We start from the raw sequence: 18,046 nt of genomic DNA on the forward strand, positions 1-18,046 counted from the left end.
AGAACAGATATAAGATTTATTTTTCTGAAAATGTTTTAGACAAATCCTCTTGCATAATAAAGTTGGAAAAAGAAAAATAGTAAGGTAAAAATCCAGACTACATAAGGATGATAACGGAAATTTTCTTTCAGAATATAATGTAAAGCTTTCAATAATTTGAAAAGTCCGATCATACCGAGAATGAGAAATAGTAAAAATACGATAAAAAAAGCGTAATCCCTTGGTGTGTAAGTTTCAATTTTTTCGAGATGAGTAAGGTAAGACTGTACATCAATGGTCTGTCCCAGAAACATGGCTGAAAGTATTAATAGAAAAAATGGGGTAGAAGTGTACACTGTAGTATAAATAAATGAAAATAATAAGGTACGGAACGTTACTGAATTTACCTTTTCCCTTTTATAAACCAATAGAATGACACTGAATAAAACAGCGGTAAAATTATTCATCAAAAATATAAATAAGGCTTTTTCAACCATACTTAACCCTTTGATTTTGGAAATGAAATTTTGCTCTCCACCATAATCCATTAAAAGAACCGAGATCATAACGGATGTATATACAGAAAGTTTAATAGGCGACAAATAGTCCTGGAAACGTTCAGTCTCATCTTTTTCCATTGCATGCACGGAAAAATCATAACAACGGGACGGCTGCTGAAATAATTTGAAAATAGTTACAGGAACTAATAAGATTTCAATAATAATCTGGAGACAAAGTTTCTCAAAGCTATCAATCAGTTTCTCGAACATACGGATCTGGTTTAAGTGAGGAGGGAATCTACTTCGTATGCAATTTAAATAAATTTTGCATTGGTTGTCCGGACAAGAGCAGATGAAATTGAAAATAACTGTCAGGGCATGAAAAATAGCCATAAATTAAACTGGCCGGAAGAAATTTCTTCCGGCCAGTTTAATTTTTATTTAGGTAACCCTTTTTTTAGAGCATCATGTGCCTTTTCAATAGCTTTCCTTTCCTTCCAGTCCATATACCTTTTTTTGTAACGACCTTTCATGAAATTGTCAAAATTACGTTGAATGGCCAGATTCCAAAGGGAATGTGCTTTTACAGCCCAGCTTTTATCCCAGGCACGTAAAGAAATAGAGAACGACCCATCAAGATATTTCATCCAGTGCCACCATCCGGTAGGCATAAACAGGGTATCTCCATGTTCCAGGAAACATTCAATACCTTCAATGCCGTCCAATGCAGGAAATTTTTCAAAATCAGGGTTGGCAATATCATAATCTTCTAATGCATAGGTTGCATAGGGAAGTTTGTAGAGACGTGTTTTCCACTTGTATTCAAAAAGAAGAACATGTTTTCTGCCGTTGAAATGCGTATGGAAAATGTGGGGCATATCAATATCGTAATGAAGGAAGGTTACAGAACCTTTGCCTCCGAAAAACATACTCGGATATTTGTCAAGAAATCCTCCCATCAGATTCTTGGGCGGAATATAATCGTCCAGTAATTTGGGAGCAAATTTAATAGGATCAAAAAAGAAAATTCTAAGATCGGTAGGTTCCCGCTGAATCAGATCAAGATAATCTGCAAAAGGCATCTTCGTTGTCGGAGTATTGATAGGCGCTGCAGGATCAGCTTTAGAACTGTCATATAAGGGAACTTCAACATCACCCACGACCTCTTTCATGTAATCCATCGTCCATTTTTGATAGGCAGGCCATTTTCTAGCCATATTCTTGATAACCACTGGCTTACATGGTTTTAGATATTTTTCACGGAAGTCTTCTTGTGAAATGTCATCTACAACATCGATAGGTTTGAGGAGTATTCCCATTCGTTCAAATTAAAGAGCTAAATTATTAAATATTTATGAACAATAAAAGGAAAGCATTTAATTATTTGGAATTAATATAAATAAAAATCAAAAATACTCTTCACGCCTCTTCAACAAAGATTATGTCAGCATATTATTCTAATTATTTCCGTTATAAATGTTTCTGAGTATCATCACTAAGCTCGGTATAAATCACTGAACTCCAAAATCAGGATTAAATACTTGTATCCAAAATAAAAGTGAGCCCTTGCACATGAGCAGGGGTTTTGTTTTGCATCACAATTCCAATCCTTATATTTGAAGTATGAAAAAAATAGGTATACTCGCATTATTTTTAGTCGTTTTCAATAGTGGATATCATGCACAAATGAAATCTTTACCAAAGTTGGAATCTGGGGTTTCATACGAACTGGCTCAAGTACGAAAGAATACATTAAGTGATATTAAATATGACTTGCATCTGAAAATTCCCGAAAGCAGATCGGAAAGCATTACAGGAACAGAAGTACTGTCTTTCAACTATAAAAAACAAAATGATGCGCCGTTGCAGATCGATTTTAAAGAAGAACCTTCTTCACTCATTGCTGTATCTGTGAACGGACAATCTGTAAAACCTGTTTTGGAAAACGAACATGTCATCATTGATGCAAAATATCTGAAGTCAGGAGCCAATCAGATTCATTTTACCTTCCTTGCCGGAAACGGTGCTTTGAACAGGCGTGACGGATATTTGTATGCTTTATTTGTACCGGATCGCGCACGAACGATGTTTCCGTGTTTTGATCAGCCTAACCTGAAGGCCAATTATTCATTAACATTAACTATACCTGAGAAATGGAGTGCCATTGCCAATGGAAAATTAAAAGATACCACTTCTCAACAGGGACAAAAAACCTTGCAGTTTGCTCAGTCGGATTTACTTCCTACTTATTTATTTTCTTTTGCTGCGGGGGATTTTAAAAATTTTACGGAGAAAATCAGTCAGGAGGACTCCAGAATGCTATATCGTGAAACCGACTCTGTAAAGATCAAAAACAGCATGGATTCTATCTTTACACTCTACCAAAATTCTCTTGATTATTACGAAAAATGGACAGGTATCAAACATCCTTTTCAAAAACACGGAATGGTGGTGATCCCGGATTTTCAATTCGGCGGAATGGAACATCCCGGAGCGATCCTATTTCAAAATTCCACCTTGTTTTTAGACCAGAATGCTACCCAAAATCAGCTGAACAACCGTTCCAATCTTATTGCTCACGAGGTAGCTCATCTTTGGTTCGGAGATATGGTGACAATGGATTGGTTCAACGATGTCTGGATGAAAGAGGTATTTGCCAATTTTATGGCAGATAAAAGCACCGGAGCTTCCGCAGATAAAAGTGTATATGACCTGAAGTTTTTAACGACCCATTTTCCGGCTGCTTATGGCATAGATCGTACATTAGGTGCCAATCCGATCCGACAGGTTTTAGATAATCTGAAAAATGCAGGAATGATGTACGGCCCGATTATTTACAACAAGGCACCGATTATGATGCGTCAGCTGGAGCTGTTGACCGGGGAAGAAAATTTTAAAAAAGGAGTAAGTGAATACCTTAAAAGATATGCCTACAGCAATGCTAGCTGGCCGGACCTGATCACAATCCTTGATCAACATACTCCGGAAGACTTACAAAGCTGGAATAAAGTATGGGTGAATGATCCCGGCAGGCCTGTCATTGATTATACGATCAAATATAAAGGCAATACAATTGACCGCTTTACCATCACCCAACATCCGGAATATGGAAAAGAGCAGAAGTTATGGCCACAGCAGTTTCAGGTAAGTTTATTCTATGCTGATAAAATAGAGAAAGTAAATGTAAAACTATCAGGTCAACAACAGGAAATAGCAGAATTAAAAGGAAAAGCAAAACCTCTTTTCGTCCTGCAAAATTCCTCAGGAATAGGCTATGGCGTGTTTGGAATTGATAAAACCATGATGCCCAACTTTTATTTAATAAAAGATCCGGTAAGCAGAGCCAGTGCCTATATTTCACTGTATGAAAATATGTTGAACGGTTCAGGAGCCACTCCACAGGATGTATTACATTTTATGACCGAACAACTCTCAAAAGAAACTACAGAACTGAACCTTCGGTTGATTACCGGTTATATTTCCACTATTTATTGGGAGTTTCTACCCGGAAATGTTCGATTGAAAGAATCAGAGAATGTAGAAAATATGGTATGGAAAGCACTACAAACCCAAGCGGCAAAAAATAATAAGAAAATTTTATTTGACAGCTATCAGGGAATTTTCCAGTCTCAAAAGGCATATGATACCCTTTATACGATTTGGAAAACTCAGACCCCGCCACAGGATGTGTCCCTTAATGATGAAGATTTCACAAGTCTTGCGCTTTCTTTATCATTGCGAAATCCCGACAATAATAATTTGTTGCAGGAACAGTTGGCAAGAATCAAAAATCCGGACCGTATCAATCGTTTTAAAATTATTATGCAGGCAGCTTCATCAGATCAGAAAGTACGGAACGATTTTTTTAAGGGCCTTGAACAAAAACAGAACAGAGCCAATGAATCAGCTGTTGGTGCAGCACTTGGTTATCTACATCACCCTTTAAGACAACAGACGTCTATTCAGTATCTTCCAAAAACATTGGAGATGTTGCAGGAAATACAAAAGACCGGTGATATCTTTTTCCCGGATAACTGGCTTCGGTCAACCTTTAGCAGTTATCAGGATCCGAAAGCATTGGAAATGGTGAACCAGTTTATTTCAAAACACCCGGATTATCATACTATTTTGAAACATAAAATTTTACAGGCAACAGATAATCTGAAAAGAGCACAAATTCTGGTAAAATAGAATTTTTAGATTTGTTTTTAAAACCACAAATTTCCCCAATTATCTTTGATGGTTGGGGAAATTTTTATTGTAGGATTATCAGGAATCCAGAATAACAAATTTATTTCCCCATATTTCTGGGATCTACACAGATTTTTATGTATATTTTTTGCCACTAATGCACGAATAAAAAAGACATTTGTGCATTAGTAGCAAAATAAATCAGACGTAGACAACAAAGCGTAGTTCGAATAAAAATCTTTGATTTTTTAAAAACTTAAGTGTCCTTCTCATTGCACTACCTTTAGCTTAAAAAACTTAAGTGTTCAAAAAAACTTTGTGCCTTTTGTGGTTTAATTATCTTCCAAATTCTTAAAAATCAATGAGATATGTGGAATCAGTAGAAAATAACACTAAGTATAAAATACAGTCCGTTGAAAGGTTTGTCGTATATTAGTATTTTCAGATACACATCTTCCATTTTTTAAAAATAACTATCTTCGGCTTCATAAAAAAAATGATATGCAATTATATGAAGGGATTTCTGTGGGGTTGTATCTGTTGCTAATGATAGGTATAGGCATATATTCCTATAGAAAATCGACAAGTAATTCAGAAGAATTTTTAATTGGAGGACGAAAAATGGGAGCTGCTGTTACCGCTTTATCTGCAGGAGCTGCCGATATGAGCGGGTGGCTGTTGATGGGAGTTCCTGGGGCCATGTATTTATCTGGGATTTCAAGTTCATGGATTGCTATTGGTTTAACGATCGGTGCTTTTCTCAACTATATTATAGTGGCACCAAGGCTCAGGATTTATACGGAAGTTGCTCAAAACGCCATTACTTTACCCGTATTTTTTGAAAACAGATTTAAAAATAAGAATCATCTGTTAAAAATTACCTCTTCTATTTTTATTCTGGTATTTTTTACCCTCTACACATCCGCAGGAATGGTTTCCGGAGGAAAATTGTTTGAATCAGCTTTCGGAATGGATTATACCGTAGGGTTGTTATTAACCAGCCTGGTTGTTGTTTTATACACCTTTTTAGGCGGGTTCCTGGCGGTAAGTCTTACCGATTTTGTTCAGGGAACCATTATGGTGCTGGCTCTCGTTATCGTTCCTATTGTTGCCATAATGCAGATTGGAGGAATTGGAGAAACCTATTCGTTGATCGAAGCTAAAGATCCTAAATACCTGGATTTATTTAGAGGAACAACGACGGTAAGTATAGTATCTTTATTAGCCTGGGGGCTTGGATATTGCGGACAGCCACATATTTTGGTTCGTTTTATGGCCATTGATAAACCTAAGGACTTAATAAAAGCAAGAAGAATTGGAATCACCTGGATGATTTTTACTGTTGCCGGAGCATTAGCCATAGGATTAGTAGGAATTGCTTACCTGCAAAAATTTGACCTGGAAACGATGGTAAAATTTGATGGCTCAAAAACAGAAGCGGAAACTATTTTTATTTATTTCTCCCGTATTTTGTTTCATCCGCTGATTGCGGGATTCCTGTTGACTGCGATTTTGGCAGCTGTGATGAGTACTATTTCTTCTCAGTTACTGGTAACTTCAAGTTCATTAACAGAGGATATTTATAAAGCTTTCCTGAATAAAAAAGCAACTTCAAAACAACTGCTGATTGCCAGCAGGTTATCTGTACTATTGGTGGCCGTGATTGCGGTTCTTTTATCCTTAAACCCTAAAGACAGTATTCTTAACCTGGTAGGAAATGCCTGGGCAGGTTTTGGTTCCGCATTTGGACCATTGATTCTGCTTTCTCTTTTGTGGAAAAAGACAACATGGCAGGGAGGATTTGCAGGAATGTTGGTGGGTGGTATAACTGTGCTGGCATGGGTATATCTTCAGCATCCGTTAAAAGACTGGTATGAAATTATCCCTGGATTTACCCTTTCTCTATTAACCAATATTGTGGTTTCATCATTGACTTATCAACCTGATACCACTATTGATCGTGAATTCAATGAGATGAATAAGATCATGCAGGAAGAATTGTAAAGAAATATTACGATATTATAATACAAAAACCCTCACTAATAATGAGGGTTTTGTATTTGGGTATTCAATCAGATTGGTTGCTTTTGTGTTGCATATTTTGAAAACTCTTCCCGATCATGATATCCGACAATCAAGACAAAAATACTTAAAAGCCATCCTGCTTTCCCGATATTGATGTGGAATGCAGAAGCAATTTCTGGCAAAACTCCAATCACTGCAAATTCCGTAGTGGTAATTCCAAAAACGCCCAAAGAAAGTACATACCTATTCCTGTTCATATTCATAATTTTTTTGTGCAAATTTGCAAAATGAACTATTGGAAAGCTATATACTTACCTTTTTGAAAGTATTAGCCCAAAAAACATTATTATGCCTCAATTTTTTCACGATAAAAGACTTTATTATACTCCCATTGAATTTGGTTTAAGCCATATTGGAGGAACCTGGAAAATGCCTATTTTGTGGAGATTACAGGAAAAGCCACTGCGTTTCAGCGAACTGAAAAGAGACATTCCGCACATCACGGATAAAATGCTGACCAGCCAGTTGCGTGAATTGGAAAGTAAAGAAATGATTCATCGTGAAGTATTCCCTGTTGTTCCTCCAAAAGTAGAATACAGTCTGACCGAAAAAGGGAAAAAATCTATTCCGGTTATAGAAACCATTATGCAGTTCGGCTATGACCTGATGAAAGATGAGGGAATTGTTTTCCCGCCCAAAGAGTGATTATATCCGGTTATTTTTCTGTTAAATAAAAGCTTTTTCATACCTTCACTCTAATTTGATCATAAAAATCTATTTCAAATGAAGCTGAAATTAGGCATATTAGACCAGTCACCTGTTACAATGGGTAACAATGCTGCATCAGCATTAGCCAATAGTATCAACCTGGCCTTATTTGCCGAAGAAGCAGGATATCACAGTCTGATGTATTCTGAACATCATGGAGTAGAAGCGTATGGAAGCTCAAGTCCCGAACTCTTATCCGCCATCGTTCTCAGCAAAACAAAAAGAATAAAAGTTGGAACAGCCGGAATTATGATGAGGAATTATTCCGCTTATAAAATGGCTGAATGGGCTAAGCTGCTGGGAACTCTTTATCCTGAACGGTTTATGCTGGGACTGGGAAAGGCTCCCGGAGGCTTGAAAGATGCAGTTATGGCTCTGAATAATCATAAACCGGTAGTATTATCCAATCTGGAAACGAAACTGGAAGAGATCATTCGTTACATGACGGAAGAAAGTGAAATGTACGATGAGCTTATTGCTCAGCCTACCCAGGTAAAGCATCTGCCGGAAATTGTTTGGCTCGGCTCCGGAATGACCTCTGCTCAGGAAGCCGCAAAACACGGAATAGGTTATTCTTTTGCTGCTTTTATGAACAGTGAAAATGGTAAGGAATATACCGAAGCTTATCTCAGGGAATTTGATCCGGCACAATATGCTTCCAGGCCGTCATTACAGGTGGCTCTTGCCGTCTCTGTTGCGGACAGTCCTGAAGAAGCGAAGCGTAATGCTTACGGGATGGCTTATCAATTTTTACAATCAAGGCAACTGGTTAGCCCCGAACCTGTGTATCCTGCCGAAATAGTGGAAAAAAAGTATTGGGAACCGCTCATGAGGACGATTTTTTTACTATCTTAGACAGAATTATCACAGAGACACCACAAACGATTTCTCAGCGATTACAATTGATCTCAGAAAAATACCATACAGATGATCTTCTGATATTATGCAATATGTATCATGAGGAAGATCGTATAGCTACTTATCAGAGTATTATCAAAAATAATCAATAATTCCTGTAGCTTTCTCTTGCTTTTGTTAAGTTCTATCTATTAACATTAATTTAATCCGAACGAAATAAAATATGTCAAAATTATATATCATGACCGGCGGTCCCGGTGCAGGAAAAACAAGTCTTTTGGAAGAACTGGAGAAGCAGGGATTTATAATTGTACCCGAAGAAGGCAGAAGAATCATCAAAGAACAAATGATCACCCACGGAAATGCTTTACCATGGATGGACAGAAGAAAATTTGCAGAACTTATGTTTAAAGGTTCTGTAAATGCCTATCAGGAAATGAGTAAACGTACAGCAAATGATACTGTTTTTTTTGACTGTGGAATACTTGATGCCATAGGCTATATGAGGCTGGAAAAACTTCCTGTACCCAAAGAAATGGAAATAATCGCCTGCGAAATGGCTTACCAAAAGAATGTTTTTATTTTTCCTCCCTGGAAAGAAATTTATAAAAATGATCCCGAAAGAAAACAAACTTTGGAAGGAGCAATATCTACATTTGAATGCATGCGGGAACTCTATCTGGAATATGGTTATAATATCATTGAGGTGCCGAAACTTAGCATTCAGGAAAGGGCCGGATTTGTTCTTGACTCTATTGATTAATTATTTGTAATTTGGAGAGCATGTTTTAAATCTATAAACATGAATATGGCTAATGATTCAGTGGGGAGGGAAATCGTTAAGCTTGCAGATCATGATTTGCAGGTAAGAGAAAAGCTGGCTTGCGAGGGAAAACTTTCAGAAGGTTACTATCCGGAAATGGAAAAAGTTCATCAGGAAAATGCAAAACGCCTCCGTGAAATTATAGCAGAAATAGGCTTTCCGACGATCTCAAAAGTAGGAGAGGAGGCCAGTGATGCTGCCTGGCTGATCATTCAGCATTCCATTGGTGAGCCTCAATTCATGAAAGCCTGCTATCAGATGATGGAAGAGAATAAGGAAGATGTTAATCCTAAAAATAGAGCCTATCTGTACGATCGTATTCAAGTATTTCAAAGCATACCGCAAAGATATGGCACCCAGCTTTATACAGCAGGAATCTTTCCTGTAGAAAATAAAGAAATGCTTAATGAAGAACGTGTAAAAGCAAAGCTGCCACCGTTGTCGGCGAAGCAGATCAGTCAAATCCCGGAGATTGAAAATATTCCCGAAATCGATAATCAAAATCAGGAATATAACAGTTGGAGAAAAAAGTCGGGTGGCTATAATCTGTTCAGTAATAATAAAGAAAGCCAGTGGAGAATTCCATCAGCTTCCTTCATAATGTTGCTGTTTTTTTATTTTAATACAATCGGGATGAGCAATCCTTAGTCTTTCAATAAGGGTCTTGGATCAAATAATACTTTCAATGAATGAATTTTCCCATCCAAAATTTCATACCACCCTGAGGTTAATACTGTCTGTTTGCCCATATTGATATTATACCAGAAGCAAATGTCCTGGTCTGAGGTAAAGGTTTGAAGAATCTCATATTTGAACTTCATCTTCTTCATATCTTCAATATAAGAAGATGCGCTTTCTCTGCTACCCAACACGCCATTGAACTTAAAATCCGGATCAAGACAGCTTTCGGCTTTGTCAAAATTTTCCTCATTTAAATATTGGATAAACTGTTCTGCTACGTTTTTGGTTGTATCGTCCATAAGTTTTTGCATTTATTTAAAGACAAAATTAGCAGTTCCGGGTCTATTGAGTTTGTGATTATCGTCACAAAAAACTAATCCGTATGTACTTATTTTTGAACGTTGATGATAATGACAGGAGGGCGATGTACATGCTGTTGAAAATTGGGGCGTAATCTCAGCAGTTCCTGATCAGGACAGGGTTCTTCAAGATTTTTCAATACAAATCCGGCTTCCAGAAGGTCATTGACAATAGTACTGAGCTGATGATGGTATTTTTCCACATCTTTTACAAACCAGTCTTGTTTTCTAAGCCCTTCCTCACTGTATCGGTTAACCGGCCAGTAAGATTCACCATCTAATTCTTGCCACGACTTCAATGCAGCAGTACAGACAGGATGCTCCATCGAAAACAGAAATTGTCCTCCGGAAGTTAATCCGTTGAAGATTTTTTGAAATAGTATCTTTAGATCTTCAATATAATGCAGGGTCATTGAGCTTATAATCAGATCGAATCTGTTTTGTCCAAAATGATAATCTTCAAGGGCAGAACACACCCAATCTACTTTTGCAGATGAAATCCTGTTTTGTGCTTCCGATAACATCTTTTGTGAAATATCCAGTCCTGTGATCTTTTGAGGATCCTGGATAAGCAATGCCTGAATCTGATGTCCCAATCCACAGCCCATATCAAGAACCGTTTTTCCTTTGACCGGAATTCTAAGCCTCTTCATTACAGGTTGTTCTAATAATTCATTAAGTCCCTGATCTCCGTCGCGCATTGCTTTATAACGCGTGAAAAATTCGGTATTATCGTAAATATTTTGTTTCATAGGATATTTCTAAGTATGAGTGCGCACAGATATTTTTTTTATGCTTAGCCTTAAGGAATTTTTTAAAATCCGTTTAAATTACAAAAAAATGAAGGCCACAAAAGAAGAATTACACCCGTTTCTTCAGATCCTGACGTTTATCATACAAAAACCTGCAGTCCGAACTACAGGTTTTCCGTGATATAACGCATTGTATTATGTGTTGACTAGAGATATTTAAGTATTTTATCCAGTAAATTGTCTATTTCGTTGATATTGTTGTTAATGCATTGTTCTGCGGTGTTGTTTTGCAGACAGGCTTCCAGTTTTCATTTTAATCCCAGAAGCGGTAAATAGAAGATGATCGGGATTTTTGCGATAACGGCCGGATCATTGAGGTCTTTGTCTATATAATTTCCCAGACAGTTAAGCGCACATTGGGAATCTATATGTCCGGGTGATTGCGGGCAGCTATTGATACAGGCAATCAATGCATTTCTGTCCCGGGCAAATACAAGCTCTACTTTAGCGATTATGCCATCATTGTCGGAAATAATATGTACATCGTAAACAGCGCCACTCTTGGCCGTTACTGTTTTATGCGCGGTAACAGAACTTTTGATGGCGGGGTTCTGATACATAATAATTTTATCGTTGGGATTGATATCTTTTCCATAATAAAACGAAAAGATGCACAGCGCCGTGATCAGGTACAGTCGGGTAATTAAATTTGTTTTCATAAGATTTCATGGTTTGGGTTGTAAAATATAGGTCAAAGTGATCTGAAAGAGAACCGTAAATAAAGTATGAACTCTATTTATAAAATGCCACAGACTTTCATTATGGATAATTGTTTGTATTAAATTAGTTTTTTATACTAATCTATATCATAATGTTTTATGGTTTTACATTAATTCCAAATATAGTGAATTTTATGATGTGAAAACTATTTTTTAAAGTTTATTTTGTTGCTGCTAATACTAAAATTCTATTCTTTGCATATTCTATCTGCTCTTTTTCCTTCTCGGTATCCGGCTTGTTTTTAAGATACATCTGATAATACTGAATTGCATTTTTAGGCTGTTTCAGATGGAGGTCATAAAGAAGGCCTAAACGATAGCTTATGATAGTACTGCTTCCAAAACTAAGCCCTCTTTTATAGGTTGTTGCCGCCTCGTTGTATTGATTTTTATCTTCATAAATACCTGCCAGGGCAGCATAATAGAGTGGTATATGTTTAGAAATTGCTTCATCAATTGTTTTTTGAGCATACGCAGCAGCGTTGTCATAGTCTTTCAGTTCACGGTAACTTAACGTCATATAGTATAAAATGCCTTCATTCTGAACCTCAAGCGTTTCCAGGATCTTATACATAGTAATGCACTTCTCATAGTCTTTTACATAAAAATAGGCTTGTCCTAAATCGTTCATAACATTGGGGTCAGCACGGTTTTTCAGCAGTTTTTCACCTGTTTCAATACTTTCCTGGTATTTGCCCAGTTGATTAGACAAGGGTAAAAGTGCCTGTTGAAGGCTAAAGTTTTCCGTATCCGCGGAAATTGCTGTTTTTAATACTTCGTAAGCAGGCTGATACTGTTTGAGTTCGCGGTACACCATAGAAAGGTCGTATGCTACGTCCGGGTCAGTCTTGGAAATACTATGGGCCTTTTTAAGATACCTTAATTTTCTTTCAGAAGTGTCTTCGTACGCTGCCAGTTGTTTATACGCACTAAAATTCAGACTATCCAGCTGAATGATTTTTTGAAGATATGTTCTGGCATTGGATACATTACCCCTTCTCGAATTGATGCCGGCTAAGCTGAATAAAACAGGTAAGCTGTCCGGGTGAAGATCATTGACTTTCAGATAGTTTTTCTCAGCTTCCGGTAATTTGCCCGCCATCATATGACAATAGGCAATTTGCGTTAGCGCTTTAATATCCTTTGTATCTGAAGGATAAATGCTTTGCAGGTATTGGGCAGCATCAGTATACCGTTGTGTTTCATAATACTCGAGAAGTTTCCCGGTATCAATTTTTACCGCCTGTGCGGTCAGACTCTTACCACAGATAAGAATAATGAGCAGGGCAAGCCAGACTTTCATGAGTTATTAATTTTATATCTAAAATATAGGTTATTGGATAAGCAGGCAAGTTTTGCTTCAATAATTTCTGTTAAAAATATACATTCAGGCAGAAGAATGCTTATATTCACAATATATAAACACCCTTATATTCATCAGTCTGAGATACTAAATTTTTATACAATGGAAATAAGATCTGTAAAAGCCTTCATTGAGTATTACGAGAGAATCCGTTCAAGAACGAATCGTTTAATTGAGATTATTCCTCGTGACAAGCTGGATTTTACCTATAAACAGGGAAAGTTTACCATCGGGGATCAGATCAGGCATATTGCCACTATTGAGCGTTATATGTACGGTGAAACCATTTCGGGAAGAAAGAGTGCTTATCAAGGCTGCGGAAAAGAATTTGCAGACGGCTACGAAAATGTAGTAGCTTTTTTCAATGAGATGCACAGGCAGACTATAGAAATTATCAGTGGATTATCAGATGAAGACCTTAACCGGAAATGCATAACCCCGGGAAATAGCGAAATCTCCATCTGGAAATGGCTCAGAGCGATGATAGAACACGAAATTCATCACAGGGCAGAAATATATATTTATCTGAATCTCCTCGATGTGAAGACTCCCCAGATTTTTGGGTTCTCAGCAGAAGAAGTTCAGGAAATGAGTGTGAAGCTATAAAATAAATAAGTCCGATTACATATAAAAAATAATGACCGCTATCATTTTATTTCTCCTTTTAGTGGAAAATGTCTATTCTTATCAATGGTGTCGATTTCTTTTAAATGGCTTATAAATAAACTGTTGTTCTTAATTTTAAATCAAAAAAAATAGAAATATTCTCGAAAAGTCGTAAAACTACTACAAATTTTCAGATTCATGCCATAATATTTTTTGAATACAGCGAACCGTTTTATCTTTGTAATGCAATCAACCCATCACAAAATAATAATAACGATTAAAATGTACTGATCATGGCTGAAAAAAATTCGAGAGGAATCTTAAAATTCAACGGAGGAGAAGGACAAAAACTACTCAAACTTAATTACACAGTGTCCAGAACGATTGATGTGTCCGGACGTGTCGCTTCGGATCCTTCCAACGCATTGATCAAACTTACAGTGGAAGCTACTGAAAAGTCTGACATTCTTGAGAGCCTGCTGAACGGAAAATACAAACCCACCAGTGGAGAGATTACATTCAACAAATCCCATGAAGAAGGTACACTCATTACCTTACAATGGAAAAACGGATATGTCATCCAGCATGAAGTTGATTTTGACGCAATCGACAGCAATAGCATGTTGATCAGCTTTATTGTAAGCGCAGAATTGATCAACTACGGAAACTCGGAATATGATGGTCTGTGGCCGTCATCAGGTAACTGAAATTTAGAATCATCCCCGGTAAAATAGTACAAACATTATAGCATAGCTCATATTCTGCTATTTGTTTTCCATTTACCGTTTTTATTATATATTTTGACTTAATTGTCTGGTAGTCATAAAGATGATGTACAGGCAAAGAAGGGTTTATTTGAGGTTTTTTCAGGTAAATCTTTTAGCATATATACTATAACACCAACATATCAAAATAATTACATTATGTTTCAGGATGATCAATCACCCAAAATACCACTTCCTAAAAATGAAATTCCTGCTGTAAATAAAGCTCAGGAGCTCGTAAAAAACGAAGCTGTAACCAAAGCTAGTCAGGAAATACAGGAAAAATCCAGTGGAACAGTAAAGAAAGTTACCGAGAAAATGGCTCAGGCTCAGTCCTATACAGGAATCGTACAAAACGGTTCCCAGATGTTCATGAACCAGGTAAAGCAGCCCAATTCTCCCACTTTAGTAGAAAACAAAGTCTGGTCAAAACAACCGACTTCAGGAATATATAATGCCAGTACCATTCCCGGAAATCAAATGCTGGGAATAAACAGGGTGGTAAAACTTGAAATCGTAATTGATGGAAAAGTCATCAAACATTTCAAGCATTTTAAATTAAAACAAAGCGCTATAAAACATCATGAATTTGATCTGACACTGGCTTACGATACCTTGGGCAGCCCTGAAAACCATAATCTGGAAGAAGCTCAGAATTTTCTGGGAAAACGAATTACAGTCATCTTCAGATACAAAGATGTCGAAGACGGTCCTGAACGAAATTTTGTGGGAGTCATCACAGAGGTAGGTTTCAGCCAGGAAAAAGGAAGTCTGGGAAATATTGTCCTCACCGGCGCAAGTCCTACAGTACTTCTGGATGCAGCGCCTCATATTCAGAGCTTCGGTGGAGCCCAGGAAATCAGCCTGAACAGCATTGCCGATCAGGTGATCAAAGAAGGTCTTGGACAGAATTCATTTGATTTCAGGGTGGATGCTGCCCATGGAAATGTATCTTACAGCTCACAATACGAAGAAACCCATTACAATTATCTGGCAAGAATTGCAGAAGCCTATGGAGAACAGTTTTATTATGATGGGGAAGTGCTCCATTTCGGAAAACTGCCACCGCAGGAAAAACCTGTCAAATTAACTTATGGAAGCAGCGTGAGCGATGTGAAAATCAGGATGAAAGCCCAACACGTTAATCCGTCTTTTTATGGATACAACAGTAGTAAAAATGAAAAATTAACCGCAGGAAAATCAAAAATTAATCATACTTCGAATCTGGCCAAACGGGCCTATGAAATTTCAGAGAGAATCTTTACCACACCTTCCTTACGGGTGGCTCCCATAAAAGCTGTCTCCTTTATGGATGTTGAAAACTCTCAAAAAGGAACCGCCGGCAGCAAAGCTTCAGAAGTATTTGTTATTTCAGGCACAACCACCGTTCCGTTCCTTTATCCCGGCTGTATTGCCGATATTGAAATGCGAAAAGCTGAAAGCAGTGAAACCACTTATTTTACCAAGCTGATGATTACCGACATGTATCATGAGGTGGATGCCAGAGGGTACTATACCGGAACATTCGATGCGATAGCTTCCGATACAGGATTTATCCCAAGACCGGAATTTCATACTCCCAAAGCAGATGCTCAGTTTGCTAAAGTAATCTCTAATACAGATCCCCAAAACCAGGGAAGAGTGAAAGTTCAGTTTGACTGGCAGAACGGTTCCACAACTACAGAATATATCCGTGTGATGACTCCCGATGGCGGTGGAAGTGAAAAAGTAAGCAAAAACCGTGGATTTATGGCGATCCCGGAAGTAGGGGACCAGGTCGTTGTGAATTTTGCCCACCAACACCCTGACCGACCTTTCGTAATGGGAGGAATGTTCCACGGTGGAGTAGGCGGAGGCGGAGGAGCCGGAAATAATATTAAAAGTTTGAGCAGTAAAAGCGGACATACCGTAAGCCTCAATGATGGTGGCGGAATTACTGTACAAGATAAAGATCAGAACTCAGTTTTTCTGGATGGCGCAGGAAATATAACCGTTGACAGTAAAATTACCATCACACTGACCTGTGGAAACAGTTCCATTTTTATGGATAAAGATGGAAATATCCAGATCAAAGGAAAAGAAATTATAGTCCAGGGTGAAAATATCGGTGTAGGTGGAACAACCAGCGTTGGAATTGGGGTTGGGCCTGAAAATGGCGACCCTACATCAGGAATAGGAATAAAATCTGAAACCCTGGATGTGGGAACCAAAACGCTCTCCATGGGAGCCGAAACAGAAGCCAATCTAAGCGGAAAAAAAATCAACATCGGAGGCGGAAGTGAAACCAATATTGTAAGTGGAACAGTAAAACTGAATTAAAACTGATGAATCCTGTAGATCTGGAGTTGGTAAAATTAAAAAGACAGTGGAAGAAGGTTGTTTCCAAAAATGAAGAAAAGCCGATGCTTATCTGTGTGGGAGAAAAACACGAAACTGATCTTTTTGACGGATTTTTAAAATCAAAATTATCTGAAGACGAAGAAGGAAATGATATCTTTTTGCTTCATTATCAGGAGTTCAGCGGGATGAATTCTTTCGGACAAACCTTACTGGATGAATGGAAAGAATATTATGAAATGCTGGGAAAAAGTGAAGAAGGGATTCCCGTATGGAAGACTGATATTTCTGATGAAAACTTTACAACAGATGCCTACAAGGCTTTTTACCCTTTATTGGAGCTCAGGAAGAATTTTCCCGATATCAGAGATTCCAAAATATATCTCTACATCGCTCCGGTAAGAATAAGTGATATTGAAGAATTATCACTTTGGGTAAAAGAATGGTGTAAAATCTGTGAAAAGTCAGAAAATAAAGACATCAAATTGGTCTGGGCAGAGCATCACACCTATAAAACTTTGCCGCATAATGCATCGGCACACAGTTTCAGGGTAAACGTTGATATCCATCAGCTTATGCAGAATACGGCAGCCCATACCAACCGAAAGAAAAACAGTGCGGATACGGATTTTCAGCAGCAGATTCTCATAGCGAGCAATCATTTAAGTAAAGGAAGGTTCAGAGAAGCAGAGCACGCCCTTAAGACGGCCGTAAAACTGGCCAAAGGACAAAACAACAAGCAGGGCGAAATTTCAGCCTACTTTATGTTGACCCAGGCTTATATCGCTGATAAAAGAAAAGACAGGGCCGAAGATACGTACATGACTATTTTTGAAGAAGTAGAACGAGATTCACCATTGCAGGTTCAGATGTATATGAACTATGGGAGTTATGCATTAGGAAATTCAAAAAAACGAAAGGCAGAACAGGCATTCGAAAAAGCAGCAGAAATTGCACAAAACATAGGCGAACCTGCCATGGCAATCGAATGCTACAGAATTATCGGAACCCTGAATGATTCTGTTCTGACAAAAGATAAAATGATCAGGTATTTTGAAAAATGCCTGGACATTGCAAAACTTATGGAGCCGTCGGCAAGAGAACAGAGCAGTATACGATTTGTAGCCTCAATGCTTATCCTTACCTATGAAGCAGATACAGACAAAAAAATAAACTGGACGGCGAAATGAAAAGTTATTTTGGTGATGACTGGAAGGTGAGTGTAGAAAGACCAAAAGCAGGTTAATCTCAAATTAAAGTA

The 18,046-nt window shown here is 37.7% G+C and carries 16 protein-coding genes and 1 pseudogene; 10 read left to right on the forward strand and 7 right to left on the reverse strand.

The window, feature by feature from the left end; genetic code table 11:
* Window positions 1–35 precede the first annotated feature (35 nt).
* Both H3Z85_16865 and H3Z85_16870 read right to left on the reverse strand, forming a co-directional pair.
* Window positions 36–749, reverse strand: coding sequence for a hypothetical protein (locus tag H3Z85_16865; GenBank protein ID QPQ51014.1), 714 nt, complete (start codon window positions 747–749; stop codon window positions 36–38).
* Window positions 750–916: 167 nt separating this feature from the next.
* Complete coding sequence (locus H3Z85_16870; protein ID QPQ51015.1) at window positions 917–1,798, reverse strand: cupin-like domain-containing protein; 882 nt, start codon at window positions 1,796–1,798, stop codon at window positions 917–919.
* 304 nt (window positions 1,799–2,102) lie between these two features.
* On the opposite strand from H3Z85_16870, the gene H3Z85_16875 reads away from it, so the two are divergent.
* Both H3Z85_16875 and putP read left to right on the forward strand, forming a co-directional pair.
* Complete coding sequence (locus H3Z85_16875; GenBank protein ID QPQ51016.1) at window positions 2,103–4,670, forward strand: aminopeptidase; 2,568 nt, start codon at window positions 2,103–2,105, stop codon at window positions 4,668–4,670.
* 501 nt (window positions 4,671–5,171) lie between these two features.
* Window positions 5,172–6,674: a sodium/proline symporter PutP gene (gene putP / locus H3Z85_16880; protein ID QPQ51017.1), complete on the forward strand. Its 1,503-nt coding sequence runs from the start codon at window positions 5,172–5,174 to the stop codon at window positions 6,672–6,674.
* A gap of 68 nt (window positions 6,675–6,742) precedes the next feature.
* Here the strand turns inward: putP and H3Z85_16885 are convergent, their stop codons facing one another.
* The gene (locus tag H3Z85_16885; GenBank protein QPQ51018.1) at window positions 6,743–6,952 is read right to left on the reverse strand and encodes an MFS transporter; all 210 of its coding nucleotides are present in this window, start codon (window positions 6,950–6,952) and stop codon (window positions 6,743–6,745) included.
* Between the two features lie 91 nt (window positions 6,953–7,043).
* Between H3Z85_16885 and H3Z85_16890 the strand changes: the two genes are divergently transcribed.
* The 4 genes from H3Z85_16890 to H3Z85_16905 all read left to right on the forward strand — a co-directional run bounded on the left by H3Z85_16890 (window position 7,044) and on the right by H3Z85_16905 (window position 9,792).
* Window positions 7,044–7,400, forward strand: coding sequence for a helix-turn-helix transcriptional regulator (locus tag H3Z85_16890; protein ID QPQ51019.1), 357 nt, complete (start codon window positions 7,044–7,046; stop codon window positions 7,398–7,400).
* A 78-nt stretch (window positions 7,401–7,478) separates the two neighbouring features.
* Window positions 7,479–8,318 carry an MsnO8 family LLM class oxidoreductase gene (locus H3Z85_16895; GenBank protein QPQ51020.1) on the forward strand — a complete coding sequence of 280 codons (840 nt, stop codon included), beginning with the start codon at window positions 7,479–7,481 and terminating at the stop codon, window positions 8,316–8,318.
* 226 nt (window positions 8,319–8,544) lie between these two features.
* Window positions 8,545–9,084, forward strand: coding sequence for an AAA family ATPase (locus H3Z85_16900; GenBank protein QPQ51021.1), 540 nt, complete (start codon window positions 8,545–8,547; stop codon window positions 9,082–9,084).
* A 45-nt stretch (window positions 9,085–9,129) separates the two neighbouring features.
* Window positions 9,130–9,792 carry a hypothetical protein gene (locus H3Z85_16905; protein ID QPQ51022.1) on the forward strand — a complete coding sequence of 221 codons (663 nt, stop codon included), beginning with the start codon at window positions 9,130–9,132 and terminating at the stop codon, window positions 9,790–9,792.
* Here the strand turns inward: H3Z85_16905 and H3Z85_16910 are convergent.
* The 4 genes from H3Z85_16910 to H3Z85_16925 all read right to left on the reverse strand — a co-directional run bounded on the left by H3Z85_16910 (window position 9,789) and on the right by H3Z85_16925 (window position 13,018).
* Window positions 9,789–10,124, reverse strand: a complete 336-nt coding sequence (locus H3Z85_16910) for a nuclear transport factor 2 family protein (GenBank protein ID QPQ51023.1) — start codon at window positions 10,122–10,124, stop codon at window positions 9,789–9,791. The two genes, H3Z85_16905 and H3Z85_16910, sit on opposite strands and share 4 nt — an antisense overlap.
* An 89-nt stretch (window positions 10,125–10,213) precedes the next feature.
* Complete coding sequence (locus H3Z85_16915; GenBank protein QPQ51024.1) at window positions 10,214–10,936, reverse strand: class I SAM-dependent methyltransferase; 723 nt, start codon at window positions 10,934–10,936, stop codon at window positions 10,214–10,216.
* 308 nt (window positions 10,937–11,244) lie between these two features.
* Window positions 11,245–11,655 (reverse strand): hypothetical protein, encoded by a 411-nt coding sequence (locus H3Z85_16920; GenBank protein QPQ51025.1) that lies wholly within the window; start codon window positions 11,653–11,655, stop codon window positions 11,245–11,247.
* A gap of 220 nt (window positions 11,656–11,875) precedes the next feature.
* On the reverse strand, window positions 11,876–13,018 hold the full coding sequence (locus H3Z85_16925) for a tetratricopeptide repeat protein (protein ID QPQ51026.1): 1,143 nt from the start codon (window positions 13,016–13,018) through the stop codon (window positions 11,876–11,878).
* 162 nt (window positions 13,019–13,180) lie between these two features.
* Between H3Z85_16925 and H3Z85_16930 the strand changes: the two genes are divergently transcribed.
* The 4 genes and pseudogenes from H3Z85_16930 (at window position 13,181) to H3Z85_16945 (ending at window position 18,031) form a co-directional block, all read left to right on the forward strand.
* On the forward strand, window positions 13,181–13,684 hold the full coding sequence (locus H3Z85_16930) for a DinB family protein (protein ID QPQ51027.1): 504 nt from the start codon (window positions 13,181–13,183) through the stop codon (window positions 13,682–13,684).
* Window positions 13,685–13,977: 293 nt separating this feature from the next.
* Complete coding sequence (locus tag H3Z85_16935) at window positions 13,978–14,391, forward strand: hypothetical protein (GenBank protein QPQ51028.1); 414 nt, start codon at window positions 13,978–13,980, stop codon at window positions 14,389–14,391.
* Window positions 14,392–14,607: 216 nt separating this feature from the next.
* Entirely contained in the window at window positions 14,608–16,767 is a 2,160-nt protein-coding gene (locus tag H3Z85_16940) for a Vgr family protein (protein QPQ51029.1), read from the forward strand.
* Between the two features lie 5 nt (window positions 16,768–16,772).
* Window positions 16,773–18,031: pseudogene (locus tag H3Z85_16945) on the forward strand (hypothetical protein).
* Window positions 18,032–18,046 lie beyond the last annotated feature (15 nt).

It is taken from the genome of Chryseobacterium indologenes (genome assembly GCA_016025055.1).
In the GTDB taxonomy this organism is placed as follows: Bacteria; Bacteroidota; Bacteroidia; order Flavobacteriales; family Weeksellaceae; genus Chryseobacterium; species Chryseobacterium indologenes.